We start from the raw sequence: 26870 nt of genomic DNA on the forward strand, positions 1-26870 counted from the left end.
AAAATCATAAATTTAAAAGCTTATTTATACTTGAGTCTCATTAATTAAGGCTGGCCAAACTTTTATATAAAAGCTGAGATTGTTGACTTTGCCGCATAAAGAATATGCCAACTACTCCCTCATAAGTATTTAATTATGTAAGTCTATATAATAACATATAAAAAAATAATGTCAATATTTATTGTAAAAAAGTATTGTCATGGAGCTGCAGATATTGTACTTTTTTCTGACATAATATTTTTGATTCTATGATTGTAATATATCCTAATAATGAAATCTATTTAAATCTATAGGCAAGTCTAAAACTCTTACAGTATTTTCCAAAGCGGCTCTCATAATATCTTCAGAACTCTCTCCCCTAACCTCTGAAATGACCTGAACAGTATACGGAATAAATGAAGGTTCATTTGCTCTGCCTCTTACCCTTTGAGGAGTTAAATAAGGAGAATCAGTTTCTATTGTAAGCATATCTTTAGGAACATATTTTAAAGCTTCTCTGATAAAATCATTTTTCATATATGTGACGGAACCTGAAAAAGAAAGCATATACCCTAAATCTAAGGCATTTTTAGCATCTTCCGTATTACCGCTGAAGCAATGAAATATTCCTCTTTTCGGTATATCCGCTTCTTTTAAAATTTTAAAAGTATCTTTAAAAGCATCTCTGCTATGTATAATTATAGGCAAATCAGTATTCTTCGCAGCTTTGCATAATTGCTCAAAAAACTCACGCTGCTCATTTTTATTTGAATTGTTATGATAATAATCAAGCCCTATCTCTCCGACCGCATATACAGACTTGTTTTTATTTTTTAATGTTTTTTTATTTAAATTTTTTATTTTTAATTCAAATGCTTTTATGGTATCTTCATCGTTTTCATTAGAATAATCTGGATAATATCCAATGCTGAAAAATACCCCCTCAGCTTCTGACAATATAAACATACGCTCATCTGCATCATTAGGGTGAACGCCTATATCTATAAAATAAAATATTCCGGCTTTATTAGCTCTCTGCAAAACTGCTTCCAGTTCTTTACTCTTTTTTGATATATATGTAAGGTGGCAATGACTGTCTATCATTAGATTATCTCCAATTATTATTTATTTTATTCTGACAGTTTATCATCGGAAATAATATGAAAATGCACATGAAATACTGTCTGACCTGCTCCTTCTCCTAAGTTATTAATTATTCTAAACGATTCCAAATCAAGCTCTTTTACAGTTTCTTTTATAGTGTCTAAAATTTTACCCATTAAAGCCGTATCCGTTTCTAAAATATTTTTAACATGAACTTTAGGGACAACAAGCAGATGTACTTTAGCTTTAGGATTTAAATCTTTAAATACTACACAGTATTCATTTTCTTTTATAAACTTTGAAGGAAGTTCTCCTTTTATTATTTTACAGAATATGCATTCCTCATCAAAATGTTTTGCTTCGCTTAAATCAGACATAAAAATCTCCCCAAACATAAAAATATATTTATTAATAATATAAACTAAAATAAAAAATTAATCCATATATATATTATGATTTATTAAAAAAATAACTTATATTAATTACTTTTATTATTTGATTTGTATATTTAAATTAATATTATATAATAGTTTCAGTAAGATTAGGATAAACTAATGCAGATTATATTATATATAATATTTTCAGTAATATTTTTAATATTGATAATTTTAATAATAACAGCAAATTATTTTGTAAATAAACTTCTAATAAAAACTGATAAGAAATTATTTGAAAGAAAAGAAAATAATAATCAGGAAGATAAAGAAAAAAAACTAATAAAAGAAAAAAGAAAAATATGGTTTGAAAGCATTCAGAAAGATGCATATACTTTTTCTGAAGATAATTTAAGATTGCATGCGCATATAATAAATAATAATAAAAGCGATGTATATGTTATAATAGCTCACCCTTATGAAGGAAGAGGTTCTTATATGAAATACTTTGCGGAAAAATTTTATAATATGGGATTTAATGTAATTGCAGCAGATTTAAGAGCACATGGAGAAAGCGAAGGGAAAATATATTCGCTTGGATATTTAGAAAGGCTTGATATTAAAGCTTGGATTAAATATATAAATGATAATTATAATAATGCAGAAATAATTCTATATGGAATATCTATGGGAGCAAATGCTGTTATGATGTGCGCAGGCGTAGATTTACCTGATAATATAAAAGCTATAATAGAAGATGCGGGGTTTACAAATGCTTATGAACAACTAAGAAGCAGATTAGATATAGCATGCAGATTTCCTTTTCTTCCGATAGTAGAACTTACCTCATTTATGTCCCAAATAAGACTCGGTTTTTCTTTTGATGATATTGATGTTCAAAAAAATGTATCAAAATCTAAAACTCCTATTCTTTTTATACATGGAGATAAAGACGAATTAGTGGATTATAATATGGCTTATAAGCTGTATAAATCATGTATCTGCGAAAAAGAAAAACTTATTATACAAAACGGCAATCATATATCTGCCGTATTTAATAATGAAAATATATACTGGGGGACTGTAAAAGATTTCATAAATAAATATATTAGTTAAAATAAAAAGGCAGGATATCTTTATCCCGCCTTAAAAATAATATTTATAAAATATTAATCATCAACAAAATAGAAACTGAACTGTCCGCCTACATCAACAGCGCCGAAATCATTTTTGCTGAATCTGGAATCTGTAACTTTTCCAGGTCCGAAATCATATCCTGCATAAACTCCGATTCCTAAAGCGGTTTCATCGCTGAAGTAAAATAAATAATCTATTGTTAATTTTACATAAGGAATAATTGCCATTCTGTACTGTTTTTTTATGCTGCTGTAATTATAATAATTGTTTACATCTTCAAATTGATTATATGCAGTATTATAATTCTGAGTAATTTCTCCAGCCGCCAGCGGTATTTTTATTCCCGCTCCTAAACCTATAAAAAAGTTATATATATTAACTTTCGGAAGTATTCCTATAGTTAAGGTGTCAAAATAATAAGTAGTTTTTATATTTTGAAACTGACCTTGAACTCCCGCTGTTTTGCTTTCATTGTATGCATAAACATCTCTATGATATGCCAAATCCAAAGATAAAGAAAATCCCAAATAATTATCAAAACCATTATATATACCGGGAGTTATGCCGACACCCCATTCAAAAGCCGCATCTGAAGTAAGCTTTCCGTCATTATTATTTACGCCTAATTTATAATTCTGATAGCTTAAAGAAATGGAAGCTCCTAAAGGCACATATAATCCTATACCCGCATGAAAATCGGCAAAAACAGTATGAAATTGAATTATGAAAATGCTGATGACAGCAATAAATATTTTTTTCATAAAACACCCCTTTTTTAATATTTATAATAATATTATAATATATTGTAAATAAAATGTCAAGAAAAAGTAAATATTTTTTACTGAAAAATATAATTTTAATCAATAAAGTAAAATAAATTTATTTAAATATATTGTATTTAGGTATTCCCGGAAGTATATAATCAAATAAAGTATAATTAGCCTTATATACAGTATTCATATCGCCTGACTTTATAATATTTATTGGAACTCTGTAATTTTTTATAAATCTGTATGAGTTTATTATTCCATTATCAAAATTATTATACAAATATTTCATAACGGTATAATAATCTCCTGAATCATTATAAGTATAAGTGAATAAAAGCTTTGTTTCATTTCTTGATTTTAAATATGCATTTATATCTGTATTTCTTGCAGGAGATAAAAATATATCTGCACTTTCATAAGGTTTATTTCTATTTGTATCTATTCCTATATAATGTATTAGAGGAATATTACCCTCAGGATTATTAAATGATTTAACTGCCTCTCTCTCTAAAGAAGTATAGAAATTAGTTTCGGAATTTAATTTTACAGAAGGTTTTCCAAGCTCTAAAATATATGAAGGAGAATATTGAAATTCCCTTATTTTTACAACATCATTATTTTTAAAAGCTTCCAAATATGCAAACGGAACTGTAAATAAATTAGCAGCAGAACCTGTTATATATATTCTTTCAGCTCTTTTTGCATCTTTAATAATATCGGAAGATAGCATTGCATTTTGAACAGACTTTAAAGAATTTCTTCTGTCTCTGGCTTTTGAGGCATTTGTAAAATCATTCATATATGAATTAAGTTTATTCATATCCGACAATACAGATTTTTTTACTTGTCTGTCTCCCACAACATAACTGTATGCGGTATATTTATTATTTTCATAAGAATAGAATATAAACATAGTATTTGTGCTTTCATTAGAAAATATATTATAAGCATCTTTTATATTATCAGCAAAATCGCTTTCTGGAACTCTTATTTTATTTAATAATCCGTATATATAGGCGGAATTTGTACTGTAAAGAGAGTAGAATCTGTCGGCAAAATCAGAGATAGTTCCTGCTTCAAATATGTATTGATTTCCGTAAATATAATTCATAGCTGTAAATATATCATTTTCATTAGTTGCATTGGAATCTTTTATAGTATTTGCAATAGTCAGTATTTCATTGGTATTATGCATTCTGCTTAAAAAATTAGTTACCGCATCAATTGAAGTTTCAGCATATATTAAATCGTAAATGACGGCTATCTCAAGTATTTTCTGCTTATTATCTCCGTATGCTCTGTTTCCTATATAATTTAAATATCCTACAGATTCTTTAGGATTATTTTTAGACTTTAAGAATCTTGACAATGTTCTGGGTGTAAAATATTCATCTATTAAATCATAATTATTATTAGTATATAAATACATAAAATGCAATGCTCTGTTGGCTCCTTTTACGGCTCCTTCTTCTCCCATTCTTCTGTAAATAGGGAGCATTGATTTTATAAATCTGTATGCATTGGAATCGCTTATATTGGTATATGAGCCTGCAAAGAATTTATAGCCTTCTTCAGAAAATAAGTATGCCGTATTGGTATCTTTTGCATTGTATCTGTCTTCAATAATTCTTGCATAATTAATAATTTTTTCATCATCGCTTTGAGAGTATGCAATAAGATTAGACATCATAGACATAGTCGGAGTTTCTTTATCTAAATAAGAATTATACAGCCTAATTTTAAAATCATAAGCGGCATTAGACAGATAAGATATATCATAATCCGGCTTTCCGTATATGGTAAACATATTATTATCACAGCCTTTCATACTATCTTCAAGAGAATTGGAAATTAATTTTCTGAAATAATTAGTATAAAACATAATTCTGGAATCTCTGCCTTCATTACCCACAACTAAAGCTATATTATTTATATTTCTTAAAACTCTTATATTATTTGTAAATGTTTCTTTATCAGAATAAACTATATAGAGATTTTTATTCATAATATTTGATATATCTGAAGCCGATGCTCCTGTTATATCTGCAACTAAAGGAACATAAGAATTAGTTGCTATATCTTTTAATTCTATAAATCTGAAGTTACCTCTTTTTATTCTGTTGGTATAATTTGTTTCTTTAGTAGAATTGTACGCTATATTTGTATATAGATTATTATTATTATTATTATTATTATTATACTCTTTTGAAGCATCATCTGTATAATTATAGCTGTAAGCATTATCGGCTGAATTGGTATTGCTGGATATTGCAATACTGCTGTTTATATTTCTTGAAGTTTTGAAAAAAGATATTAATCTGCTGTCTATATAGGCGGTTTTCGGAGGAAGCATATATTCAGTAGAATCATAAAGCTCCCTTACAAAAATATTTTTATTGCTTATTATGATAGGTCTGAATCCTATATGAGTAACATAATTTTTTGTTTTGGGCATTTCATTGCTTTGCGTATAAAAATATGTTTTTCCGTTTTCTCTTACGAATCTGTATCCTAAATAAGTATCCCATATTAATGTTTCATCTTTGCGCATAGCTCTATCAATATCTTCAGGTTTTACATCGCATATAACAATAGACTCTATCGGAGTATTTGAGAATATTTTTACAGCCTCTTTTTCATATTCTGCAATTTCTTTCAGCATAGCAGTTTCAGTTCTGCTGTCATAAGAAGATTCAACCAAATATGAATATCTCTGATATACATAAAGAGCTTTTTCATAAAGTTTATAATACTCTCTAAGATAATAATTATTTTCTCCCAAAGTATAAAGCCTTCTGTCTAGAAATTTTCTTCTCATATCAATGGCATCAAACATAGCCAGTATATTTATGCTTGCATCTGGATAGCTGCCTTCAAGAAACTCTATAACCTTATATTTTGCCTGTTTTAATATAAAATTATTATCTTCAACAAATGTTATCATAAAAACGCTTTCTCTTATTCTTTTAAGTATTTTAAATACATATTGTATAGGATAATCCAAGCTGTCATTATACTGAGATTTATATTTGGAACTGAAATCTATCAATGTTGTAAGTATTGCAATTTCCTCAACTGCAAATGCCGATGCCTGAGCTTTTGAAAATGCAGACATATATTCTCTTGCCGCTTCCTCTATATATCCGGCCAATTCATACGCCTTAGCTAAATTATATCTTATAATAATTTCCGTTTTTAAATCTACAGGAAAATTAGAATTAGATGAGAGAATATACTTATATCTGTCAATAGCATCTTTAAGCATAGATAATCTTTTAACATTGATATCATGCTCTGTCATATATTCTGAATCATCATATAATTTTTTTCTGTAATTAATATTGTTGTCTGCGGTAAGCTTAAATGCCATTATATAGTTAAAAGCGGCTATATGCGAATATAATAATAATCTGTCCTTTGCACTTACTGCATTATTGGTGGATAATATATGAAGCGTTTTTGATGTGTTGAATAACTCTATAAAAAACTCCCTCTTCATAGAAGTTAAATCATTCTCCGATAAATGCCTTAAATATAGAGATGATAAGCTTAAATAATTTTTAGCGTCATTGTTTGCATTCTGATATTGAAGGCTAGGATTTTTATCAAGAGTTTCTTTATCTAAAGTTTTTTGATACTCCGCTATCGAAGCTTTAAAAGACATTATTGAGTTATACTGATCTCCCTGTTTATAATAAAGATATCCTTCATTATTGTAATATGTTGAAAGCATTAAAGGCTTAATAGATTTTTTAGGTTTATCCTGAATAATATAGTCATGATATGAAGATAAAGCTTCTCTTGACTGAGAATATCTTCCCGTTTTCTCATATAATTCCTGATATATTGAATAAAGCATCTGCTGCTTATCAACATTAAGAGGCTCTCCGGGTATATATCCCCCTAATGAAGCAAGTCCCAAATTTATTATATTGATGTTAGCGCCGTATAAAGTTATACTCAGATAATTAGGAGTATAAGCTGAAGAATCCAAACTGTCAATTTTAGATTTTACGCTGTCGCAGTATAATAAAGCATTATTATAATCTTCCAATTTCAAATAGCATGCGGCAAGCAGAAGTTCATTGAGTTCGTTTTTATCAGAATCATTTTCCGTAAGCTTATCTCTTTCAAGCAGGGATTCCACAGCCTTTTTATAATCCTTCTGCTCTATGGCTGCAATTGAAGTATAGCCTACTATTTTATATACAGATTCTTTATCCCCTAATTTCTCAAACAGAGAACGGGCTAAATCATATTCTCTATATGCTCCTTTTATATCATTGTTCATCCATAATGAATAGCCGTAAAAGAAATGATACCAAGCTTTGCTTTTATCGCTTCCTACTATATTAATTAATTTTTCTGCTTCTTTGTATTCATAGGCTGCATCGGTATATCTTCCGTTTATTAAATAAGAATTTGCAAGCATTATAGATACTATATTAGGCTTTGTTTTTATCTTGCTTTTAGCCATTATTAAAGCATCTATTATTTCAGAATCTAAATTTGCAGTTTGAAATGAAAGCAGATTATATCCTATATATTTATCGTTTGTAGAAAAATTATTTTTATATGCAGGAACTAATTCTATTACGCTTTTATAAGTCTTATCATTTTGAAGCACCTGCATTTTTAAAGCCTGCGCAAATGTAAGCATTTCGGCTTTCTTTATATAATAATTTTCTTCATCGGGATATAAAAATATAGCAAAATCTATATATGAAACAGCCTTATCCACTATAGTATTAAAAGATTTATTAAGATACAAATAAAAGCCGTCTTCTCTTTTTTTATCGCTTATAACATAACGCTCTTTGCTATACTGCTTTGAAAGAGCCGCCGAATAATATCTGTTTGCCAAATAGTAATATGCATTAGCCAATTCGGCATGCGCTTCATGAGAAGAATATCTGCTTGACAAAATATTTCTTTCTCTTTCAAGTATAGTTTCTTCAAGAGATTCTATTGTACTGTATGCTCTAAGACCGCTTTCTATTACTTTTACAGATGAGGATGCATCATTAGGATTATATTTTAAAGATTCATTATAGTTGTCATAGGCAGATGCATATTTACCTTCATTATATGCCTTATCTGCAATAGATTTATAATAATCTGCCAATATATTTTTAGATTCCATAGCTTCATAAGTAGATTCAAAATTTTTTCCGCCTGAGGCTAAAGCTTCTTTAAACAAAGCATAAGCTCCGTCATCTCTCTGCGCTTTGAAAATCTGAGCATTTGCATAATAGCCTAATGCAAGCATTATATTATTTTTAGATTCGGTATAAGGCTTAAATAAATCCTCCGCAGCTGCATAATTTCTTGAAAGTATAAGTCCCTCTAAATATATAAGTCTGGAAGCTGCAGATAAGGGAGAATAAGGATGGGAATTGTCTATTACCGTACTATATGAAATATTTGAATCTCTGATAAAATCTTTAGCTATTTCTAATCTGTCTGAAAATAATAAATCCTTTCTCTTATATGGAATATTATAAATATCTTTATCCTGAGGATATTTATAATCATTATATTCAGCCGAACGGGAATACAGCTTTGCTATAATCATATATAAATCTTTATCAATATTAAGATTTATAATATTATTAAGAATACTGAATGTTTCTTTATTTTTTTTATCCGCTTTATATTTTTCATAAGCAGATATGTATCCTGACCATGCAGTAAAATTAATTGCTTCCGAATTATTATTAGTTAAAAAATATTCATTTGTATAAAAATCTGCATCAAGAAAATTATCATCATTTATTTTTGAAGCTAAAAAACCTGTAAATGTATTGGAATATTCTGAAATCAGTATATTTTTAGCATTATTATATTCACTTATATTTTTATTTGTATAAGATGATATCATTATATTAAAATACGCTTTTGCAACATTATTTTTATCTTCCTCAAAAGGAAAATATTCTGAAAATCTATCTATAACATCAATTTTTCTATTGTATGGAAGCTGTGCAAAATTATTATACATACTCTGAGAATTATTATCTTTTATAAAATACTCTTTTGTAGAGCCCATAGTTACTATACTTGTATTATTTTCACTTACAATATAAGCACCTACCAAAGCGGAAGGATATGCCACATTAAAAGTTGTTAATTGCGTATTATCAGATAATATATAATACTTATGAGTTACTAAAGAATATGATGCTAGGCGTCTTTTATCATTGTATGTTAAATTTCCATCTCTGTCGGTATCTTTTTCTATTTCAAAAAAAATAATAGTATCATCATTATAAAAAGACGGATTGAATTTAAATGTTTTTGTATCTGTAAGTATAGTTAAATTAGTCTGAGAATTAGTATCTGGATTTAAATCCAATACAGCTAATTGAGAATATATCTCTCCTGTCTTTGAAGTGATAAATGCTATTTTTCTATCATCAAAAGAAAATGCGGGAGATGAGGCTTCAATATCGGATAATTTTTTAATATCTTTTCCATTCGGACGCATAGCAAAAAGCTTTTTAATATTTGCATCTCTATCCGAAACAAAAGCTATCATATTTCCTTTATGCGATATTACAGGATCAATATCATAGCCTTTATAATCGGTAAGTCTTATAATATTTTGCTCCAAATTTTCTAAATTATTTTCTGAAGTTCTTATGCCTGCCATATTAATTAATTTGTATAAATAAATATCTCCGAAAGCATCGTCTCTGGTAGACGAGAATACTAAATATTTTGATTTATCATCAACGGAAACTGAAGCATCTATACTAGGACTTCTTGTCAATCTGTAAGTTTCTAATGTATATGAATCTACTGCAAAAATATCCGTATTTCCTGCATTTTCTCTTGAATAATATATCCAAGTTCCGTCCCTATCTATAACGGCATCTAATGCAGGATTTAATTCTCCAGATGTGAGGGAGTATCTCTTATATTCTCTTAAGAATGGTCTGCTGCTGAATGCAGAATCTGAATTTTTCTGACTTGAAGCACATGCAAATAAAACAAAAGAAAGTAAAATTAATATTTTAAATTTTATATAATACTTAAATTTCATAGCAAATTTCTGATTATAGTCAAATATAATTCAACATTAAAAAAATAAAACACATATAAAAGCATTATACAAAATATATAATAAAAATCAATATAAAATATCAGAATGAAGCCGCCGCATCATCAACATTATCATAAACTTCAAACAGATCTTCCAATTCAACAGTTTTCAGTATTTTTTTAATAATATCAGGAACCTGCGCCAATACCAGTCTTCCATTTTTATCTTTAATTTTTCTCATTATGGAAATAAATACTCTTATTCCGCTTGAACTTAAATATTCAATGCCTGACAATTCCAATATTAAATTAACAGAGCCTGATTCAACCAATTGTTCTAATTCAGACTCTATAGATACCGAAAGATTAACATCTAATTTTCCTGCCAAACTTACAACTTTTACTTTTCCTTTATCTTGTATATTTAAATTCATAGATTTCTCCTTAAATTACAGCTATTTTTTAAGTATAACAAATAAAAAATATTAGTCAATAAGGCATATTTAAGATAAAATGCCTATCAAAGCTTTTTTATCCCAATTTATATCAATATATTTAGGAGAAGGAAAAGTATCCCATTTTATATTTTTTTTAGCAGACCAATTTTCTTTACTTTGAAAAATACCGTTAAGCTCCATCCATTTATTAAGTTTCGTATAGTATGATGATTTATATGCATAAGTATAGTAAAGCTTATTATTTTCAACTATATACCCTTCTGTAAATGTTGCCTTTATAGAAGGATAACCTGAAAAAACCAGCATAAACTTATTTAAATAATCTGAATTGACATATACAGCCATATTATTATATCTTGCTTTTAAAAATGTCAGTTTTTTTACGCCGTTTATAATAATTTCTCCGTCATCTTTAAATATATAATGCTTATCAGTTTCTTTAACTTCTCTGTTTCTGACTAATCTTATCCAAGCATTATCATAAGATATAACGCTTTTATTATTAATAGAAAATAAAATAATAATAACTAATAATATAACCGTTATAATAAAAATATACTGCATTTATTTAAGTTAATATAATTCTCCCGCATATTCGCCTTCAGCCCAGTTAACATCCTCTGGCTGAGGTACAGGATAAGCTCCCCAATTTGCATTAGAATTGGCAATCCATCTGTCATTAATATATACGGAATTATTTTTTTTCCAAGAATCCAATTTTTTCTGATAACTATTTATATATTTAGAATACCTTATTATTTTTACGCCTTCTATAGAATAGCCCTCAACTAAATTAATTCCTAAAGCAGGGGCATTATCATAAAACATAGATATAGGAGACTGATGCATATAATAGGCATGAGTATCGGATCTTGCTCCTAAAAATTTATACATCTTTACAAGAAAAAGAGGAGACTTACCCGATACTAATTCTAAATCTCCTCCTGGTCTGCCCTCATACAATGCGCCTTTCATATCTATAGTTTTTTTAAATATAAAATTAGCCCAATTTTGAGAATAAGTGCTGTCTTTTGTAATATTTTGAGCATTCAATAAATTAACTGATAAAACAAATAAAAAAATTATTTTCTTCATAATTTTTTCTCCTAATCTTTATATTATTAAAATTGAATTAAAAATATATAAATTTATTCTTTAATTATCGACATGATATTTTTATTTATCTACAATAAATAAGATTTAATTTAAATTTATTCTAAAAAAACTCTTTGCATAATTATATCGGATAGGTACTGTGCTAAATCTTCCACAGATATAAAACAGTCATTTTTAATCCAATCTGTAATAACTGATACAAAAGCTCCTGAATAAAAACTGCTCATAACTCTGATAACATATTCTCTGTCAGGTCTTATGGTTTTAAAATCCTTTATGCCTTCTATAATATAAAATCTGAGATACTCTCTTAAAATATCAGTAACGCTTCCGTCTTTATTATTCTCAAATATAATCTTTAAATATTTTCTGTTAAGATAAAAATACTGAAGTATTTTATTCATAATATCAACATGAGAGTTTTTTAATTTATTTTCTATTTTATATCTATTTAAATCTTCTAAAAATTTAGCTTTATATTCATCTAATTTAGACTTTAATAGCTCATATTTATCATTATAGTATGTATAAAAGGTACTTCTATGCATATTGGCTTTTTCGCATATATCTATTACTCTGATATCTTCAAAAGATTTTTCTTCAAGCAAAAGTCCAAGTGAATCTTCCAGTAATTTTTTTGTTTTCTTAACTCTAGCATTATTTTTATTTGAATTATTTTTCATAGTGCAATACCTTACTTAACTAATAATATGCTTTTATAAATTATATTATATTAAAATGTAAACTATATTTATATAATAATAAAAATATAATTATATAAAAATAATATTTATTTATGCAGCTTAATACTAATTAACAAATATAATTTAATCTTTGTAAAACTATATTATATATTTAATTCATATTTTTTTATTTAAACTATAAATTAATAATAAAATATACTACACTGTAATTATATAATATTGAGGTATCTTACAATAATGAAAAAATTAATATGCTTTTTTGCTGATAACAGAATGCTTGTAAATATCATAATATTCATATCTATATATAATAGGTTTATATTCATATTATAATATAGATAACTTGCAGGTTTATTTCAGGCTGTATTTCTGCTTCCTAATAATTTACAGCATAAAACTAATAAAAAATCAAAAATAAAATTATTTAAAAATATAAAAAATCCGCTTGACTTTGATAAAGAAAAATTATTCAATGCTATGAAAAATCCTTTCAATAAAATATTAAAAATACTCTTAAAGTTCAGATATTTTGTTGTTTTATTTTTTATAGCACTTTTAATATTTTCATTCTTCTTGGCTAAAGACAGTTTGAAAAAATTCATACTGATATATGATACCAGTTCAGACAGTATAATGATAAATATTGACTCTGTAATAGGCAATTCTATAAAAAATACTATGAAATATATTGAATAGATTGAAGGCATTATATATAAAACTGTTAATGAAAAAGATTTAATTGCAGTAGCAGCGTAATAGGAAAATAAATTAATCAGAATATAGTTGATATTTCCAAAGAATCTGCCAACTTGGCTGGAATAACTGTTTATCTTATACCTTCAACGGAAAGAAAAAAACGGCTTATGATATAAAGAATTAGACGCTTTAATGGTATCGGTGAAGCTTCCTATGGATCCGGGAAAGCCGTTGATATAAAGATAGTCGGAAACGATATTAATCAGACAAGAAAAGTAAGAGATGAGATAAAAGCATATTTACTTAGCTTAAACGGAGTTATAAATTATTATGATGATGATAAAATAGGAAAAGATGAACTTAGAGTATTATTCAGCTATGATGAAATAGCCCAATTAGGCATGAATGTTGCCAATGTTGCAAATGAATTGAGAACGGCATACAGCGGAGCAATTGCAACATCAATACAGGAGCTTGATTATAAATTGGACTTCAGAGTTCAGTTAGACAGAGATTATATATATGATACGAATGTACTTAATAATTTAGTAATACCGAATGTTTATAACAGACTTTTATATTTAAAAAATGTTGCCAGTATAGCCGAAACCAACGGAGTATCTTCTATACAGACATTATAACGGACAAAGATGCATTACAATAACAGCCGATTTAATTCAGGGAGAAAATACATCAATACAGTTGATGTTTGCGGTAAAAAATCATTTTAAAGATATTTCCAAAAGATACCCTGGCGTAATAATAGGATTAGTAGGAGAAGCTGATCAAACTGTGGGAGCTTTGGACGGACTTATAGCTACATTATTTATAGCAATAGTTTTAATTATTAATGCAATTTAAAAAGTTTATACAGCCTTTAATGATAATGTTTTTAATACCTTTTACACTTACGGGTATATTCATAGCATTTTATCTGCATAGAATGCCTATGTCATTTATAGGATTTATAGGAATTGTGGGTTTATGCGGCGTGCTTGTTAATGACGGCATAATAATGATAGACTTAATAAATAAAATTATAGAGTCTGGAAAAAATAATCCTTATGCTTTAAGTAATCCTAAAAAATTTGCATTTAATTTGATAGCAGAAGGAGGCACTCAAAGACTTCTGCCTATATTTCTTACTACTGTAACTACTGCAGGCGGATTAATGCCTACAGTTTACGGTATAGGAGGAGATGCTGATTTGATATTTCCTATAGTTATGAGTTTGGCTTATGGGCTTATATTCTCCACTATGATAACATTAGTATTTCTGCCATGCTTATTTATGACGGCTTTTGATTTGAAATTAATAAAATTAAAATGATTAGTTATAATTATAATAATTATAATAGGTAATAAAATTAAAAATTCTCCAGTTTAGTATTAAAATTTCGATATTAATAACACTATAATTGATTAAAGGCGATACAATATGAAAGGCAAACGCATAATAATAATAGGCGCAGGACTATTGCAAGTACCTGCGGTACAAATAGCTCAGGAAATGGGACTTTATACAATAGTATTTGATTATAATAAAGATGCTTACGGAATGAAAATAGCGGATTATCCTATGGTGGTATCTACAAGAGATGTTGATGGAAGTGTAAGAGCGGCTAGAGATTTGAGTCAGAAAATGGAAATACATGGTGTTATAACTGTAGGAACAGATGCTTCTACAACTGTTGCGGCTGTGGCAAATGCATTAGGACTTCCGGGAAACAGATTTGAAGATGCTTATGCTGCCTCTAATAAAATAAGAATGAGGGAAAGATTTAAAAAAAATAATGTGCCTCAGCCTAATTTTTTTCCAGTATGGAATTATGAAGAGGCAATAGAAGCATATAGAAGTTTAAATACTCATGCTGTTGTAAAACCTGCAGATAATATGGGAGCCAGAGGGGTTATGAAAGTGTCTGATGAAAACAGCGTATTAGCGGCATTTAACAGAGCTAAAAGCGCTTCTCCGTCAGGCGAAGTTATTATTGAAGAGTTTATGGACGGTCAGGAACTTTCTATTGATATGCTGATATATAATGATGAAATATATGTTACAGGTATTGCCGACAGGATAATAGAATTTCCTCCGTTTTTTATAGAAACAGGACATATTATGCCTTCAGCATTGGATAAGGAAAAGCTTGATAATGCTGTTGATGTAATGAAAGCTGGAATAAGAGCATTAAATTTAAAAATAGGAGCTGCTAAAGGCGATATAAAAATAACAAAAAACGGAGCTATGGTAGGAGAAATTGCCGCAAGATTATCGGGGGGGTTTATGAGTGCTTATACCTACCCTCTTTCTACAGGAGTTAATCTTATAAAAAATGCATTAGAAATAGCTTTAGGTAATCCCCCAAGCGATTTAAATCCTAAATGGAATAAAGTTTCCGTTGAAAAAGCATTTCTGCCGGGTACTGGTATTATAGAATCAATAGAAGGTATTGAAAATGCTAAAAAAATAGAAGGCATAAAAGAAATATTTGTAAAAACTAAAGTAGGCGACATATTGGTTACTCCGACAAATAATTTGGAAAAAGCAGGAAATATAATCGCTGTAGGAAGCACAAGAGATGAAGCTATATCTGCAGCAAATAAGGCTATAAGCGCCGTTCATTTCAGACTTACTGATGAAAAAAGTATAACGGTAGAAGAAATAAAAAGAATAGCTCAGGAAAAATTAGCTTCAAAACATAATGCCGATTATATATTTAATAATACCGATGAAAAAACAGGACTTTCAAATTATTCTTTTAATCCCAGTCTAATACATGAAGAAAAAGCTGTTAATTTAGAAACAGAATTATTTAATACTCATGTGTCTCAGCCTATTATAATTGACACTATATATAATCTAACTGATGTTATAGACGGCATAATGGATATAAGAGAATATTATGAAATTGTATCGGATACAGCTTTAAATTGCGGAGTGCTTGCAGTATTCAACGATTTTAATAATGAAGAATTATTTGAGCTTTCAATAAAAACTATAAAAAGAAATAAAAGAGGAATTATTATGCTTAACGGTAATAATCCTTATGATATTTTAATGCAGAAACTAAGAGATGCGGAAAAAAACGGAGCATGCGCTGCAGGCATAGATTTTTCTTATTGCTATAATATTAATTCTGATTATAAAGTATATGTAAAAAGCGAAAAAGAATTATTAAAAATAAGAAAACAAATAGAAATACCCATAATAATTAAGGGAATATCAAATGAAAATGATATTAATAATGTAAATTCAATGCATATTAACAGTATATATTTTTCAAATAATAATAAGTATGCATTAAAAGGTATGGAAAAAGTTGCCGATACTATTAACAGAGCGGCATGTAATCTGCATAATAATAAAATGCAATTAACATTGCTTGCAGAATCTGCCAGATACGGAGCAGATGTATTTAAATATTTTATGTTAGGAGCTAATGCTGTTTCTGTAACAGAAGAAAGTTTTATTGCAGCCATAAGTAAAGGCAAAAAGGGTCTTGAATATGCTTTATATTCCAATAAATTAGAATTGGAAAAAATAATGAAAGTATTCGGTCAAAATCAGCTTAAATATAATAATGCGATATGGCGAAAAAATTAGGAATCACTTATGGAAGATAAACAAATAAGCCTGTCTAAATCATATATATACGGATTTCTATCCGCTATGATATGTACTTTGATATACAGCACCGTTATTATACCAATATATATATTATTAATATCCTCTAATCCTCAGAATTTCTTTGTACATTTACTGTATGCTCTTGATATTTGGGTATGGATATGGATAGGAATTTCCATATTATACGCTTTTATCATAGTATTAATGCAGCCTACAAAAAATTATACATATTTTTCAAAAACAGTAGAAAATTTACTCTTTTTTGCGGTTACTTCCGTAATTCTTATATTATCTATAAGCTATGTTCCTGAAATACAAAAACTTCTCTATAAAAAAGATTATATATTTTACAGCGGTATATTATCAGGAGGTTTATTCTTAATATCAATACAATTATCATACAGTATAAAAAAAATGATAATATTCATGTACAAAACTATATTATATAATTTGGGATATGCTGTTGAAGATGATATAATATCGGAAAATGAATATAATAATGAATTCTTAAAAACCGACAAATCAGAATATGAAATATTCTCAAATACACTTAAAAACACAATAGCATTCTCTCAAAGATATAATCATGCTATTGGAATAATGGCTTTTAAAATATCAAATTCAGGCTCTATAATAAATGAATACGGAAATGAAGCCTATAAGAAATTAGAAGGCGAATTAATCAATGTTATCAAGAAAAATGCAAGAATAGGTGAAAATCAATGTCTGCTTCATGAAGATATTATATACTCGGCAATTTTTGCAAATGAAGATCAATCTTGGAAAGCGTCTAAAAGATATTTTAAAGCATTAAAAAATTATAATTTTGAATATGATGATGAGCCTATAGATATAAATGTGTCTATGGCAATAAGCGGATTTGATTTTTCTAATAATATGTCAAATAAAATATCCGTATTTGCTGTAAAAGAATCTATGATGAGAAAAATTAAAGATGCTTTAAATGAATCTGAAGAAACAGGAAGTCCTGTTATATATTATGAATAAAAGGGATAAGAACCGTGGAAGCTTCATTAATTGTAATATTAGTTTTAATCGTTTTATTGGGTTTCGCCACTCAATATGTTATTAAAAGTGGATCATATCCTATTAAATTAAAAAAAATAGTTCAGGCATATAATGAGCAAAATTATGATATAGCTATAAGAGAAATTAACACTTTAGACCCTAAATATAAAAAAGATGCCAATATATTATGGATGATGGCTAATATGTATTATAAACAGCAGCAGTATATTTTGGCTATGGCTTCATTGCAAAATATGATAGACGGAGCTTATTTTACAAAAGAAATAACGGAATTAAATGTAAGAGAATTTTTAGCTAAAATATATGAGCAAACAGGAAACTCTAAAAAAGCTATAGATGAATATGACATGATAACTAAAATCAGGGATCAGGACTATGATTCTCTATATAAAGCAGGAACTATTTGTTATAATTACGGCGAATGGATACAGGCGCAGAAATATTTTTCTCTAGCCGCAGCCCAGAATGACAGCAATCCTCAGCTTTTATATATGCTTTCATATTGTTTTTATAAAATCCGTTCTTATCATGCGGCTCAGCAGAATATAGAAAAAGCAATATCTTTAGACAATACAAATGCTCAGTACCATTTGCTGCTTGGAGAAATATTATCCTCAAGCAGGGATTTCCAAAATGCTATTAAAGAATTAGAAATAGCTTATGAAAGTAATGAAGTATCAGACAAAGATACAATATCTTTAAATCTTGCAAACTCATACTATGAGCTTGGAAATTATACTAAAGCAAGAGAATATTACGGACAGGTTCTTACCAAAGAGAATATAGCCAATGAAAAAGTTATAGATGAAAGATACAGATATGCTGAAACACTTGTAAAGAATAAACAATTTGAAGCAGCAGTTAAACAGTGGGAAATAATTAAATCTGTGAGAAATATATATTTAGATGTTGAGCAAAAATTAAAAACATACAGTTCTATTATTGCCAATAATGCCTTTAGAACGGCGCTTGAAATGGATGTAACGGATTATTTAGAAAAACACTTCTACAGAATATTAACAATAAATGGATATGTAGTTACAGATAATATGAGAAAATCCGATACATTAGCATTCTTTGTTACAATGAAAAAATTCGGCTCCGAAGGTCAGTCATATAAAAGCACATTTGCTTTAGATACATCAGGCTATCCTATGAGGCAAGACACCGTAGATCAATTCATGGAATATGCAAGGCAATATAAAAGTGCCCACTCATTCTTAATTAGTATAGGAGATTTCGCACCTAATTTAAAAGTTGATGATACAGTTATGATTATTGAGCCTGAAAGATTTGAAGCTATTATTGAAGGCGTTATATCATTCAGCGATTAACAAATAATCATATATTAAATAAAAAAGCTATGATTTTGATTATCATAGCTTTTTTATTTAAACGGAGTGCTATAATTGTTATTTATTTAATTATTTATTATACACCTAAAGAAACGATTACAAAATTTTTAATATTTGCTTCAGAACCTGACTCTTTAGAAATTTCATCTATCAGACTTTTAATAGATATTTTATTGTCTGTAAATAATTTTTGGTCTATAAGAACGCTGTCGGAATACCAAGAATTCATTTTACCTTCAACTATTTTTTCTATCATATTTTCAGGCTTACCTGCATCTCTTACCTGCTTTTCAAATATTTCTTTTTGCTCTTTTACGGCATTTGCATCAATACCTTCCCTATTTAAAGCTAAAGGTTTTTCACTTGCAATGTGCATAGCTATTTGATCTGCTATCTCATAACATTTTCCTCTAGGCTTAACATCAAATTCAACTACAGCTACAAGCTTATTATTAAAGTGAGCATAAGTGCCGAAAAATCCTTCTGTTTTCATAACTTTAACATCGGCAAGTACTGTTTTTTCGCCCCATTTCTGTATTCCCTCATTGATCATGCCCTGTATAGTATCTCCGTTTTCACAATTAGCATTCAAAAGAGAATCTATAGAAACATTATCTAATCCCATAGCTGTGCTTGAAATAGTTTTTGCCAAATTAATAAATAATTCATTCTTAGCGACAAAATCAGTTTCGCATTGCAGTTCTATACAAGCAGCTTTAGTTTTATCATCATTAATGCAGAAGCCTATAGAACCTTCTTTCACCGTACGCTCACTTTTTTTAGCAGCAACAGCCGCACCTTTTTCCTTTAGAAGGCGAATAGCTTTATCCATATCGCCGTCAGTTTCCTGAAGAGCCTTTTTACAATCCATTATACCAACACCTGTACGCTCTCTAAGCTCTTTAATAGTATCCATACTAATATTTGCCATCAAAATTATCCTTTATATTAAATATTTTTATTCTGTCAACAATTATTTGTCATCTTCCTGAGAAACACCATATTTTTCAGCAACAGCCTCTGCGGCCTCTGTGGCGCTATTATCATAAACTTCTTCCTCAACTTCTCCTGAAATATCATGCTTGGCTAATGTTTCTTTTCCAGCCTCATTTTGCCCCTCTATAACTGCTGAGGCAATTACGCCTGCAAATAAACTGATAGCCCTTATAGCATCATCATTTCCGGGTATCGGATGATCAATTACATCAGGATTGCAGTTTGTATCCACAACGGCAACAACAGGTATTCCCAATTTTCTAGCTTCGCTTACGGCAATAGCTTCCTGCATAGGATCTATTACAAAAATCATATCAGGTAAATTCTCCATATCTTTAATGCCTGCAAAGTTTTTCTCTAATCTTTCTTTTTCCTTAAGAAGAAGTATAACCTCTTTTTTAGGAAGCTTATCAAAAGTTCCGTCAACCTCTTCTTTTTCTATTTTCTTAAGTCTTGCTATGCTTTTTTTAATGGTGGAGAAATTTGTAAGCATTCCTCCAAGCCAGCGGTTATTAACATAATACATATCGCATTTTTCTGCGGCTTCTTTTATGCTTTGAGAAGCTTGTTTTTTAGTACCCACAAAAAGAACATTTCCGCCGTTTCTAGCCATTTCTTTAACCACTTCATAAGCTTTTTTTACATAGGTCAAAGTTTTCATAAGATCGATAATATAAATATCGTTTCTCTCTTGAAAAATAAAAGGCTTCATTCTGGGATTCCATTTTCTAGTGGGGTGTCCGAAATGTACGCCTGCCTCTAAAAGGTCTTTCATAACTGGTAATGACATATCGTATCCTTTAAAATAAAAATAGAGTACCGACTACAGCACCCTATCCATAAATTTCAACATCTACAAAAACATTAATATTATAAAAAATCATAATGCTTTGATTACTGAATTAGTAACAATGTCTTTTCTATATTCCTTTTAATACCAAAAGAATAATTTAAAAACATTTTGCAATTACGGAAAAGTATACCAATATAATCGGTTTTATATATAATAACATAATATAAAAAAATGTCAATATTGCAAACTATTTAAATATATTTTATACTATTAAAGTTTTTAAATTAATTGATTATATTTATAAAAATTATAATAATTTCAGAGAATAATATGAATAGAAATATTATTATAGACGGTATCAATATACCTTCAAGATTCTTTTTAGCGCCTATGGCTGGATATACCGATTATGTATTCAGAAGACTGTCTAGAAGATTCGGTGCGGGACTTCTTATAACTGAATTAATAAGCGCTGCGGCTTTGGCAAGAAAAGTAAAAAAAACTTATAGATATATGGAATATAAAGAAGATGAAAAACCTATATCCATACAGTTATTTGGGGCAAATGAAGACGATTATAAAAGAGCTATTGAAATAACTGATTTAAAAGGATTTTCATTTATAGATATAAATATGGGCTGCCCCACAAAAAAAGTAATAAAAAATAATGGAGGTGCAGGACTATTAAAAGATACTAATAAAATGATATCCATATTAAATGCAGTAAAAAAAGAATCTCCATTGCCTGTAAGCGTAAAAATAAGACTTGGATTTAAGAGAGGAGAAGGCGGCGAAATAGAGAGAGCTTTAGCGTTAAAAGAAAACGGAGCATGCTTTATTACATTGCATGGAAGATATGCAAGCGATTTATACAGAGGTACTGCGGATTGGGAGGCAATAGCAAAAGTAAAAGAGGCGCTTGGAAAAGATTATATTTTAATAGGAAACGGCGATATAAAATCAAAAGATGATGCATTAAAAGCATTTGATATTTCTAAAGTTGATGGAATAATGGTAGGAAGGGCTGCTATAGGAAATCCTTTTATATTCAGAGAACTTAATACTATATTTGAAGATAATCATAAATATGAGAACAATACGGAAAAAAATTACTCTCTTAAAGATACCATAAAAGAACATATTAACGGATGCTGCATACTTTACGGAGAAGTAAGCGCAATACATTTTATGCGTAAATTTATTATGAAATATCTGACAGGATATAAAATGGAAAATAAAATAGAACTTATGAAATGCGAGAGAAAAGAAGAATTATTTAAAATATTAGATGATATTTTGTCATAACTGCTGTATTAATTTAATATATATAATATTATTAATATAAAAATTATATATTTTACTATCTTAAAATATTATATACTTTTATTAATTTTTCTTAATCTCTCTTGGAAAATCATATTCTTCTAAAGGAAGTAATTTTGGTGCTTTCTCAGATATATCTCTAAGTTCTTTAGAATAAAAGTATTCCGTTCCTGATATCTTTTTTGATATATATTTTCTCATACTTGAAATATAAATAGTAACACCTGAAAAAAATCCTTCCATAGCGGTTATGCTGCTATGAGATAATTTTTCAAACTCGGAGCTCATTACATCTCTTTTAGCTTCCAACTGAGATGTTTCTCTTACAAGATTTGTAATTCTTTTTAGTATATCTTTTATAGCATCTCTTTTATTTGGGGGTATTCTCTCTATAAAAGCTTTAGGATTTTTAAAATATTCTGTGCCCAGTAATGATTTTATTTTACTTATTTCTTCTTTATTTGATTTTATAGTAATTACAATATTTTTGAACTCTTCGTCCGCCTCTGCATCTCTTCCTACTGTAATAGTAGTTTTAGTTTCACTCATAGAACCTATACTCTTAGCCCAAACACCATTTAAAGCCTTAACATTTCCGCCTATAATAACACCTTTGCCTTCAAGTATTATAACTCTGTCATTACATGCTATTTCTGCATTAACAAGCTGATTTGAAAGCAAATCACCCTTACATACTATACTGGCATTTCTGATAAAACCTGAATATATTTTGCCATTAACTTTTATTATACTGTTGGCGCCGCCTATTATACCGCCTGAAACAATTAAATTTCCTGCACATTCTATATCAGCATCTTCTATATTTCCATGAACAAATATATCGCCCTCTGTTTTTATTAAAAATCCTGGCTCAACATTATCTTTAATTATAAGAGATCCATTAACTTCTATATTTCCTGTAGATAAATCTACTTTATCAATTTCAGCAACTGTGCTTACAGATAGAGTATTATTATGATTGTTAAGTATTCCCCTTATACCGCTTCTGATGACAATACCGTCATCATCAACTGTAATATTTTTACCTACCTTATAGCAAGGATCTTCATCATGATGGGCTTCCATTAATGCATCGTATATATCCAATCCGTCCATAGAAGGTTTTTCTTCTATAAAGTGAGCTATTTGTATTCCCGCTTCTATATTATGTATAAATCCCCTGTCTTTAAAATCCATATTGCCCGTTTCGGATTCTTTTCCCGTATCTATAGTAAAATCATAATCAAGTATTACTTTTCTGACATTTCCGTCTATAGGTTTTCTTCCCTCAACAAATACGCACATAACACCTTCGCCGTATTTCAGATTATATTCAACAAGTTCGGCTATTTTATCATAATTAACCATTAATTTTATAGGTATTTCGGAAATAATAGACTGTATTTCCTCAAGAGTTAATTGCCTCTTAAGATGTTTTTGAGAAGGAAGAAGCATTATGCCGCGCCATTTATCAGCCACATTAATAACAGGTATTACAGAAACAGATTTTAATTCATCATAAAAAACATATCCATGAGCCGTACTTTCATATAGACCCGTATTTTTATTGAATTTTACATTTTTACCTGATTTTATTCCCTCGCGTTTAGAAATAGATTTTAATATGGCATCTCCCGGATGAACATAATTCTTTAATAGTTCCTCATACAGATTTTGATCTTTATCATCAATATCAACTATCTGATCATATATTTCCCTCACATTAATAGTATTGTCATAAAGAAATTCATAATTATTAGGATCAATTGATAAAGTTGGTTTTATAATTTCCTTTGCCATATATTCTCCTTAAAAAACTCAAAAACACTTATATTTTTTTACATAAGAAGAGCATAACATCTCCTCTATTAAATAATTTAACATATTTATCAAAAAAAGCTTTAATTATTTTATTAGGTTTCTTTTCTATTGGTATAGATCCCCAAGAAAAATCACTAATTATATTAAAACCAATGCTTTTAATATATTTTGACAATGTATTTTTAGAAAATAACCATAGATGCTGCGGCATTACGGCTCTCCAAGATACACCATACTTCTTAGCAAACATACCGTCTGCATTGGGAGTTGTAATCGCTAAATATCCTCCTTTAGAAAGTATTCTGTATATCTCTTTTAAAGTATCAGTAGGATTTGGGACATGCTCTATAACATGAGAAAAATGTATAAATGAAAAATAATTGCTTTCAAATCCGACATCTGTCAGCGGTTTTTCATAAACTGTAATATTATAATTTTTTCTTGCATATTGTGCTGATGAAGAGCATATTTCTATTCCCTGAACATTATAACCTTTAGTTTTTAAATAATTAAGCATCATACCAGTTGCACATCCTATATCAAGAACATTTTTATTTGGGAGCTTATCCTCTATTTTATCAAATCCTATATCTTTCATAGCAAGCTTCATAAGAGCGAAAAAATTTTCCTGATTTGCAACTTCATATTCAAAGTAATTATCGCTGTATATATCATTGATATCTTCCAAACTTAATATAGGATACTGATATATAAGTCCGCAATTTGAACATTTATTATAGCTGACTGAATCTGTTTTTATATAAATTTCAGAATCTGTACAGCCGCAAAATTCACATTCTATTTTTTCCACTTTACAACTCTCCAATATAATATTCGGAAAAAAAATGCTTTTCTTTACTTTAAATAAAATATATTTTATTGCTCTTTAGAGTTAACCGTTAATATTATTTCGCTGTTTATATTAACAACTTCATCTGCGGCAGGAATTTGAGATAATACTATATTATTTTCATACATATCATCGCTTATATCTACTTTAGGAAGTAAGCTGACATTAGTCATTGTTCTGAGAATTTCATTTGTAATTAAACTTACGGCATCTTCATACTTCATACCTGTAACATCAGGCATTTTAATAAGCACCTGTTCTTCAGCATTTACAACCAAATAAACTGTTCTTCCTCTCTTTACTTTTATGCCTCCCTTAGGCTCCTGACTTACGATAGTACCTAACGGGTAATTATTAAAATAATGTGTCTGTACATTTAGATTCATTCCCTCTTTTTCCATTATATTAAATGCCTGAAACACTTCTTTTCCTTCCACATCAGGCAAAACAAAAGACTCTCCGCCTGATTTTACTATTATAAAAACTATAATTGAAATAATAAAACCCTGCAAAACAAAAATGAAAACGGCAAAAATTATTAATCTTTTAAATACCAAAAAAGATTTTGGATCTTCAATTATACCGTTTGGCAATACATTATTAATTATTTTTTTTATATATGACAAACATTTATTAAACATATCTTTTATCTTATTCATATTATATAATCGCACTCCTGTTTTTTAATTAAAATATTCGCCTATAACAGGTTTGTTTCCGCATAAAAATTCTTTTACAGTCTGTCTCTTCTTTCCTTCTCTCTGAAGCTCTTTTATAATATAAATACCGTTAAGAGACTGAATATAAATACCGCTGTTATTAACATCAATTATTTTTCCGAAATCAGATTTTATATTCATATCTTTTACATATCCGCTTTTAAAAACTCTTATATATATATCTTTATAAAAACAATATGCTGAAGGCCATCTTTCAAAAGCTCTTGTCATATTATGAATGCTGACAGCATCTTCAGAGAAATCAATTCTCCCGTCTTCTTTTTTTATTTTAGTACAGTATGTTGCAAAAGTATTATCCTGCTTTATCATATTGGATATATGCCTATCAACATCTTTAAAAAACTTTTTTAATAAATAAACTCCGCTTTCTTTTATTTTATCATACAAATCTGTAAACTGATAATCTTTGTCTATATTAATTTCATGCTGAAGTATAATATCGCCTTCGTCCAGTTTGATATCCATTTTCTGCAATGTAGTGCCGCTCTTTTCAAATCCGTAAAGTAATGCATGCTCTACAGGACTTGCACCTCGAAGCAGCGGAAGCAGAGAACCATGAATATTAAGAGGCATAATTTTAGGCAGCGATAAGGTTCTTTTATTTAGAATTTTTCCATATGCTACAACTATTAAAAAATCAGGACATAAACCGCATAAAGTATTATAAAAATCATCTTTATTAATACTTTCAGGCTGAAAAAGTTTAATATTATTTTCCAAAGCCGCATTTGCTGCAGGAGAATTAATAATATTCCCTTTTCTATCTTTTTTAGTATCTATAGGAGCTATTACTCCGCTTAAATTGACATTATCTGTTTTTAATAATTGCAAAATACAATCTCTTGTAAAATCTGTTGAGCCTGCTACTATAACATTATACATATGACGATTATATATTTTTATAATGAAAAGTCAAATATAATTATAAAATA

Annotated in this window: 23 protein-coding genes; 9 read left to right on the plus strand and 14 right to left on the minus strand. The window is 28.6% G+C overall.

The window, feature by feature from the left end; all coding sequences use genetic code 11:
• Positions 1 to 264 precede the first annotated feature (264 nt).
• Both QZ306_RS07165 and QZ306_RS07170 read right to left on the minus strand, forming a co-directional pair.
• On the minus strand, positions 265 to 1083 hold the full coding sequence (locus tag QZ306_RS07165) for a TatD family hydrolase (RefSeq protein ID WP_295162547.1): 819 nt from the start codon (positions 1081 to 1083) through the stop codon (positions 265 to 267).
• Between the two features lie 26 nt (positions 1084 to 1109).
• Positions 1110 to 1460, minus strand: coding sequence for an HIT family protein (locus QZ306_RS07170; RefSeq protein WP_295162549.1), 351 nt, complete (start codon positions 1458 to 1460; stop codon positions 1110 to 1112).
• A gap of 177 nt (positions 1461 to 1637) precedes the next feature.
• On the opposite strand from QZ306_RS07170, the gene QZ306_RS07175 reads away from it, so the two are divergent.
• Entirely contained in the window at positions 1638 to 2573 is a 936-nt protein-coding gene (locus tag QZ306_RS07175; RefSeq protein ID WP_295162550.1) for an alpha/beta hydrolase, read from the plus strand.
• A 53-nt stretch (positions 2574 to 2626) separates the two neighbouring features.
• Here the strand turns inward: QZ306_RS07175 and QZ306_RS07180 are convergent, their stop codons facing one another.
• The 6 genes from QZ306_RS07180 to QZ306_RS07205 all read right to left on the minus strand — a co-directional run bounded on the left by QZ306_RS07180 (position 2627) and on the right by QZ306_RS07205 (position 12665).
• The gene (locus QZ306_RS07180; RefSeq protein ID WP_295162552.1) at positions 2627 to 3355 is read right to left on the minus strand and encodes a hypothetical protein; all 729 of its coding nucleotides are present in this window, start codon (positions 3353 to 3355) and stop codon (positions 2627 to 2629) included.
• 118 nt (positions 3356 to 3473) lie between these two features.
• Positions 3474 to 10409: an ABC transporter gene (locus QZ306_RS07185; RefSeq protein WP_295162554.1), complete on the minus strand. Its 6936-nt coding sequence runs from the start codon at positions 10407 to 10409 to the stop codon at positions 3474 to 3476.
• A gap of 100 nt (positions 10410 to 10509) precedes the next feature.
• Positions 10510 to 10842 carry an STAS domain-containing protein gene (locus QZ306_RS07190; protein ID WP_295162556.1) on the minus strand — a complete coding sequence of 111 codons (333 nt, stop codon included), beginning with the start codon at positions 10840 to 10842 and terminating at the stop codon, positions 10510 to 10512.
• A gap of 69 nt (positions 10843 to 10911) precedes the next feature.
• Positions 10912 to 11430, minus strand: coding sequence for a hypothetical protein (locus tag QZ306_RS07195; protein WP_295162558.1), 519 nt, complete (start codon positions 11428 to 11430; stop codon positions 10912 to 10914).
• A 9-nt stretch (positions 11431 to 11439) separates the two neighbouring features.
• Positions 11440 to 11961, minus strand: coding sequence for a hypothetical protein (locus QZ306_RS07200; protein WP_295162560.1), 522 nt, complete (start codon positions 11959 to 11961; stop codon positions 11440 to 11442).
• Positions 11962 to 12077: 116 nt separating this feature from the next.
• Entirely contained in the window at positions 12078 to 12665 is a 588-nt protein-coding gene (locus QZ306_RS07205; protein WP_295162562.1) for a TetR-like C-terminal domain-containing protein, read from the minus strand.
• A gap of 498 nt (positions 12666 to 13163) precedes the next feature.
• Between QZ306_RS07205 and QZ306_RS07210 the strand changes: the two genes are divergently transcribed.
• The 7 genes from QZ306_RS07210 (at position 13164) to QZ306_RS07240 (ending at position 19394) form a co-directional block, all read left to right on the plus strand.
• Entirely contained in the window at positions 13164 to 13382 is a 219-nt protein-coding gene (locus QZ306_RS07210; protein WP_295162564.1) for a hypothetical protein, read from the plus strand.
• Positions 13383 to 13639: 257 nt separating this feature from the next.
• Entirely contained in the window at positions 13640 to 14023 is a 384-nt protein-coding gene (locus tag QZ306_RS07215; protein WP_295162718.1) for an efflux RND transporter permease subunit, read from the plus strand.
• 64 nt (positions 14024 to 14087) lie between these two features.
• Positions 14088 to 14243, plus strand: coding sequence for a hypothetical protein (locus QZ306_RS07220; protein WP_295162566.1), 156 nt, complete (start codon positions 14088 to 14090; stop codon positions 14241 to 14243).
• A 19-nt stretch (positions 14244 to 14262) separates the two neighbouring features.
• Positions 14263 to 14712, plus strand: a complete 450-nt coding sequence (locus QZ306_RS07225) for an efflux RND transporter permease subunit (protein WP_295162568.1) — start codon at positions 14263 to 14265, stop codon at positions 14710 to 14712.
• A gap of 108 nt (positions 14713 to 14820) precedes the next feature.
• Positions 14821 to 16986: an alpha-hydroxy-acid oxidizing protein gene (locus QZ306_RS07230; RefSeq protein ID WP_295162570.1), complete on the plus strand. Its 2166-nt coding sequence runs from the start codon at positions 14821 to 14823 to the stop codon at positions 16984 to 16986.
• A gap of 9 nt (positions 16987 to 16995) precedes the next feature.
• On the plus strand, positions 16996 to 18018 hold the full coding sequence (locus QZ306_RS07235; RefSeq protein WP_295162572.1) for a hypothetical protein: 1023 nt from the start codon (positions 16996 to 16998) through the stop codon (positions 18016 to 18018).
• 14 nt (positions 18019 to 18032) lie between these two features.
• Positions 18033 to 19394, plus strand: a complete 1362-nt coding sequence (locus QZ306_RS07240) for a tetratricopeptide repeat protein (RefSeq protein WP_295162574.1) — start codon at positions 18033 to 18035, stop codon at positions 19392 to 19394.
• Between the two features lie 97 nt (positions 19395 to 19491).
• Here QZ306_RS07240 and tsf read toward each other — a convergent pair whose 3' ends face one another.
• A complete protein-coding gene (gene tsf, locus QZ306_RS07245) occupies positions 19492 to 20346 on the minus strand; it encodes a translation elongation factor Ts (protein WP_295162576.1) in 855 nt (284 codons plus the stop codon).
• A 42-nt stretch (positions 20347 to 20388) separates the two neighbouring features.
• Positions 20389 to 21201, minus strand: coding sequence for a 30S ribosomal protein S2 (rpsB, locus tag QZ306_RS07250; RefSeq protein WP_295162578.1), 813 nt, complete (start codon positions 21199 to 21201; stop codon positions 20389 to 20391).
• A gap of 333 nt (positions 21202 to 21534) precedes the next feature.
• Between rpsB and QZ306_RS07255 the strand changes: the two genes are divergently transcribed.
• On the plus strand, positions 21535 to 22509 hold the full coding sequence (locus QZ306_RS07255; RefSeq protein WP_295162579.1) for a tRNA-dihydrouridine synthase family protein: 975 nt from the start codon (positions 21535 to 21537) through the stop codon (positions 22507 to 22509).
• A gap of 81 nt (positions 22510 to 22590) precedes the next feature.
• On the opposite strand, the gene QZ306_RS07260 is transcribed toward QZ306_RS07255, so the two are convergent.
• The 4 genes from QZ306_RS07260 to fmt all read right to left on the minus strand — a co-directional run bounded on the left by QZ306_RS07260 (position 22591) and on the right by fmt (position 26820).
• Complete coding sequence (locus QZ306_RS07260) at positions 22591 to 24327, minus strand: DUF342 domain-containing protein (protein ID WP_295162581.1); 1737 nt, start codon at positions 24325 to 24327, stop codon at positions 22591 to 22593.
• 28 nt (positions 24328 to 24355) lie between these two features.
• Complete coding sequence (locus tag QZ306_RS07265; RefSeq protein ID WP_295162583.1) at positions 24356 to 25159, minus strand: methyltransferase domain-containing protein; 804 nt, start codon at positions 25157 to 25159, stop codon at positions 24356 to 24358.
• Between the two features lie 65 nt (positions 25160 to 25224).
• Entirely contained in the window at positions 25225 to 25857 is a 633-nt protein-coding gene (locus QZ306_RS07270; protein WP_295162585.1) for a PASTA domain-containing protein, read from the minus strand.
• A gap of 24 nt (positions 25858 to 25881) precedes the next feature.
• Positions 25882 to 26820 (minus strand): methionyl-tRNA formyltransferase, encoded by a 939-nt coding sequence (gene fmt / locus QZ306_RS07275; RefSeq protein WP_295162587.1) that lies wholly within the window; start codon positions 26818 to 26820, stop codon positions 25882 to 25884.
• Positions 26821 to 26870: the final 50 nt, after the last annotated feature.

This window comes from uncultured Brachyspira sp., from assembly GCF_910588665.1.
In the GTDB taxonomy this organism is placed as follows: domain Bacteria; phylum Spirochaetota; class Brachyspiria; order Brachyspirales; family Brachyspiraceae; genus Brachyspira.

Coding starts and splice junctions, on each gene's coding strand:
- QZ306_RS07165 (WP_295162547.1), bottom strand. CDS start 1,083: ATGATAGACAGTCATTGCCACCTTACATATATATCAAAAAAGAGTAAA.
- QZ306_RS07170 (WP_295162549.1), bottom strand. CDS start 1,460: ATGTCTGATTTAAGCGAAGCAAAACATTTTGATGAGGAATGCATATTC.
- QZ306_RS07175 (WP_295162550.1), top strand. CDS start 1,638: ATGCAGATTATATTATATATAATATTTTCAGTAATATTTTTAATATTG.
- QZ306_RS07180 (WP_295162552.1), bottom strand. CDS start 3,355: ATGAAAAAAATATTTATTGCTGTCATCAGCATTTTCATAATTCAATTT.
- QZ306_RS07185 (WP_295162554.1), bottom strand. CDS start 10,409: ATGAAATTTAAGTATTATATAAAATTTAAAATATTAATTTTACTTTCT.
- QZ306_RS07190 (WP_295162556.1), bottom strand. CDS start 10,842: ATGAATTTAAATATACAAGATAAAGGAAAAGTAAAAGTTGTAAGTTTG.
- QZ306_RS07195 (WP_295162558.1), bottom strand. CDS start 11,430: ATGCAGTATATTTTTATTATAACGGTTATATTATTAGTTATTATTATT.
- QZ306_RS07200 (WP_295162560.1), bottom strand. CDS start 11,961: ATGAAGAAAATAATTTTTTTATTTGTTTTATCAGTTAATTTATTGAAT.
- QZ306_RS07205 (WP_295162562.1), bottom strand. CDS start 12,665: ATGAAAAATAATTCAAATAAAAATAATGCTAGAGTTAAGAAAACAAAA.
- QZ306_RS07210 (WP_295162564.1), top strand. CDS start 13,164: ATGAAAAATCCTTTCAATAAAATATTAAAAATACTCTTAAAGTTCAGA.
- QZ306_RS07220 (WP_295162566.1), top strand. CDS start 14,088: ATGTTTGCGGTAAAAAATCATTTTAAAGATATTTCCAAAAGATACCCT.
- QZ306_RS07225 (WP_295162568.1), top strand. CDS start 14,263: ATGATAATGTTTTTAATACCTTTTACACTTACGGGTATATTCATAGCA.
- QZ306_RS07230 (WP_295162570.1), top strand. CDS start 14,821: ATGAAAGGCAAACGCATAATAATAATAGGCGCAGGACTATTGCAAGTA.
- QZ306_RS07235 (WP_295162572.1), top strand. CDS start 16,996: ATGGAAGATAAACAAATAAGCCTGTCTAAATCATATATATACGGATTT.
- tsf (WP_295162576.1), bottom strand. CDS start 20,346: ATGGCAAATATTAGTATGGATACTATTAAAGAGCTTAGAGAGCGTACA.
- rpsB (WP_295162578.1), bottom strand. CDS start 21,201: ATGTCATTACCAGTTATGAAAGACCTTTTAGAGGCAGGCGTACATTTC.
- QZ306_RS07255 (WP_295162579.1), top strand. CDS start 21,535: ATGAATAGAAATATTATTATAGACGGTATCAATATACCTTCAAGATTC.
- QZ306_RS07260 (WP_295162581.1), bottom strand. CDS start 24,327: ATGGCAAAGGAAATTATAAAACCAACTTTATCAATTGATCCTAATAAT.
- QZ306_RS07270 (WP_295162585.1), bottom strand. CDS start 25,857: ATGAATAAGATAAAAGATATGTTTAATAAATGTTTGTCATATATAAAA.
- fmt (WP_295162587.1), bottom strand. CDS start 26,820: ATGTATAATGTTATAGTAGCAGGCTCAACAGATTTTACAAGAGATTGT.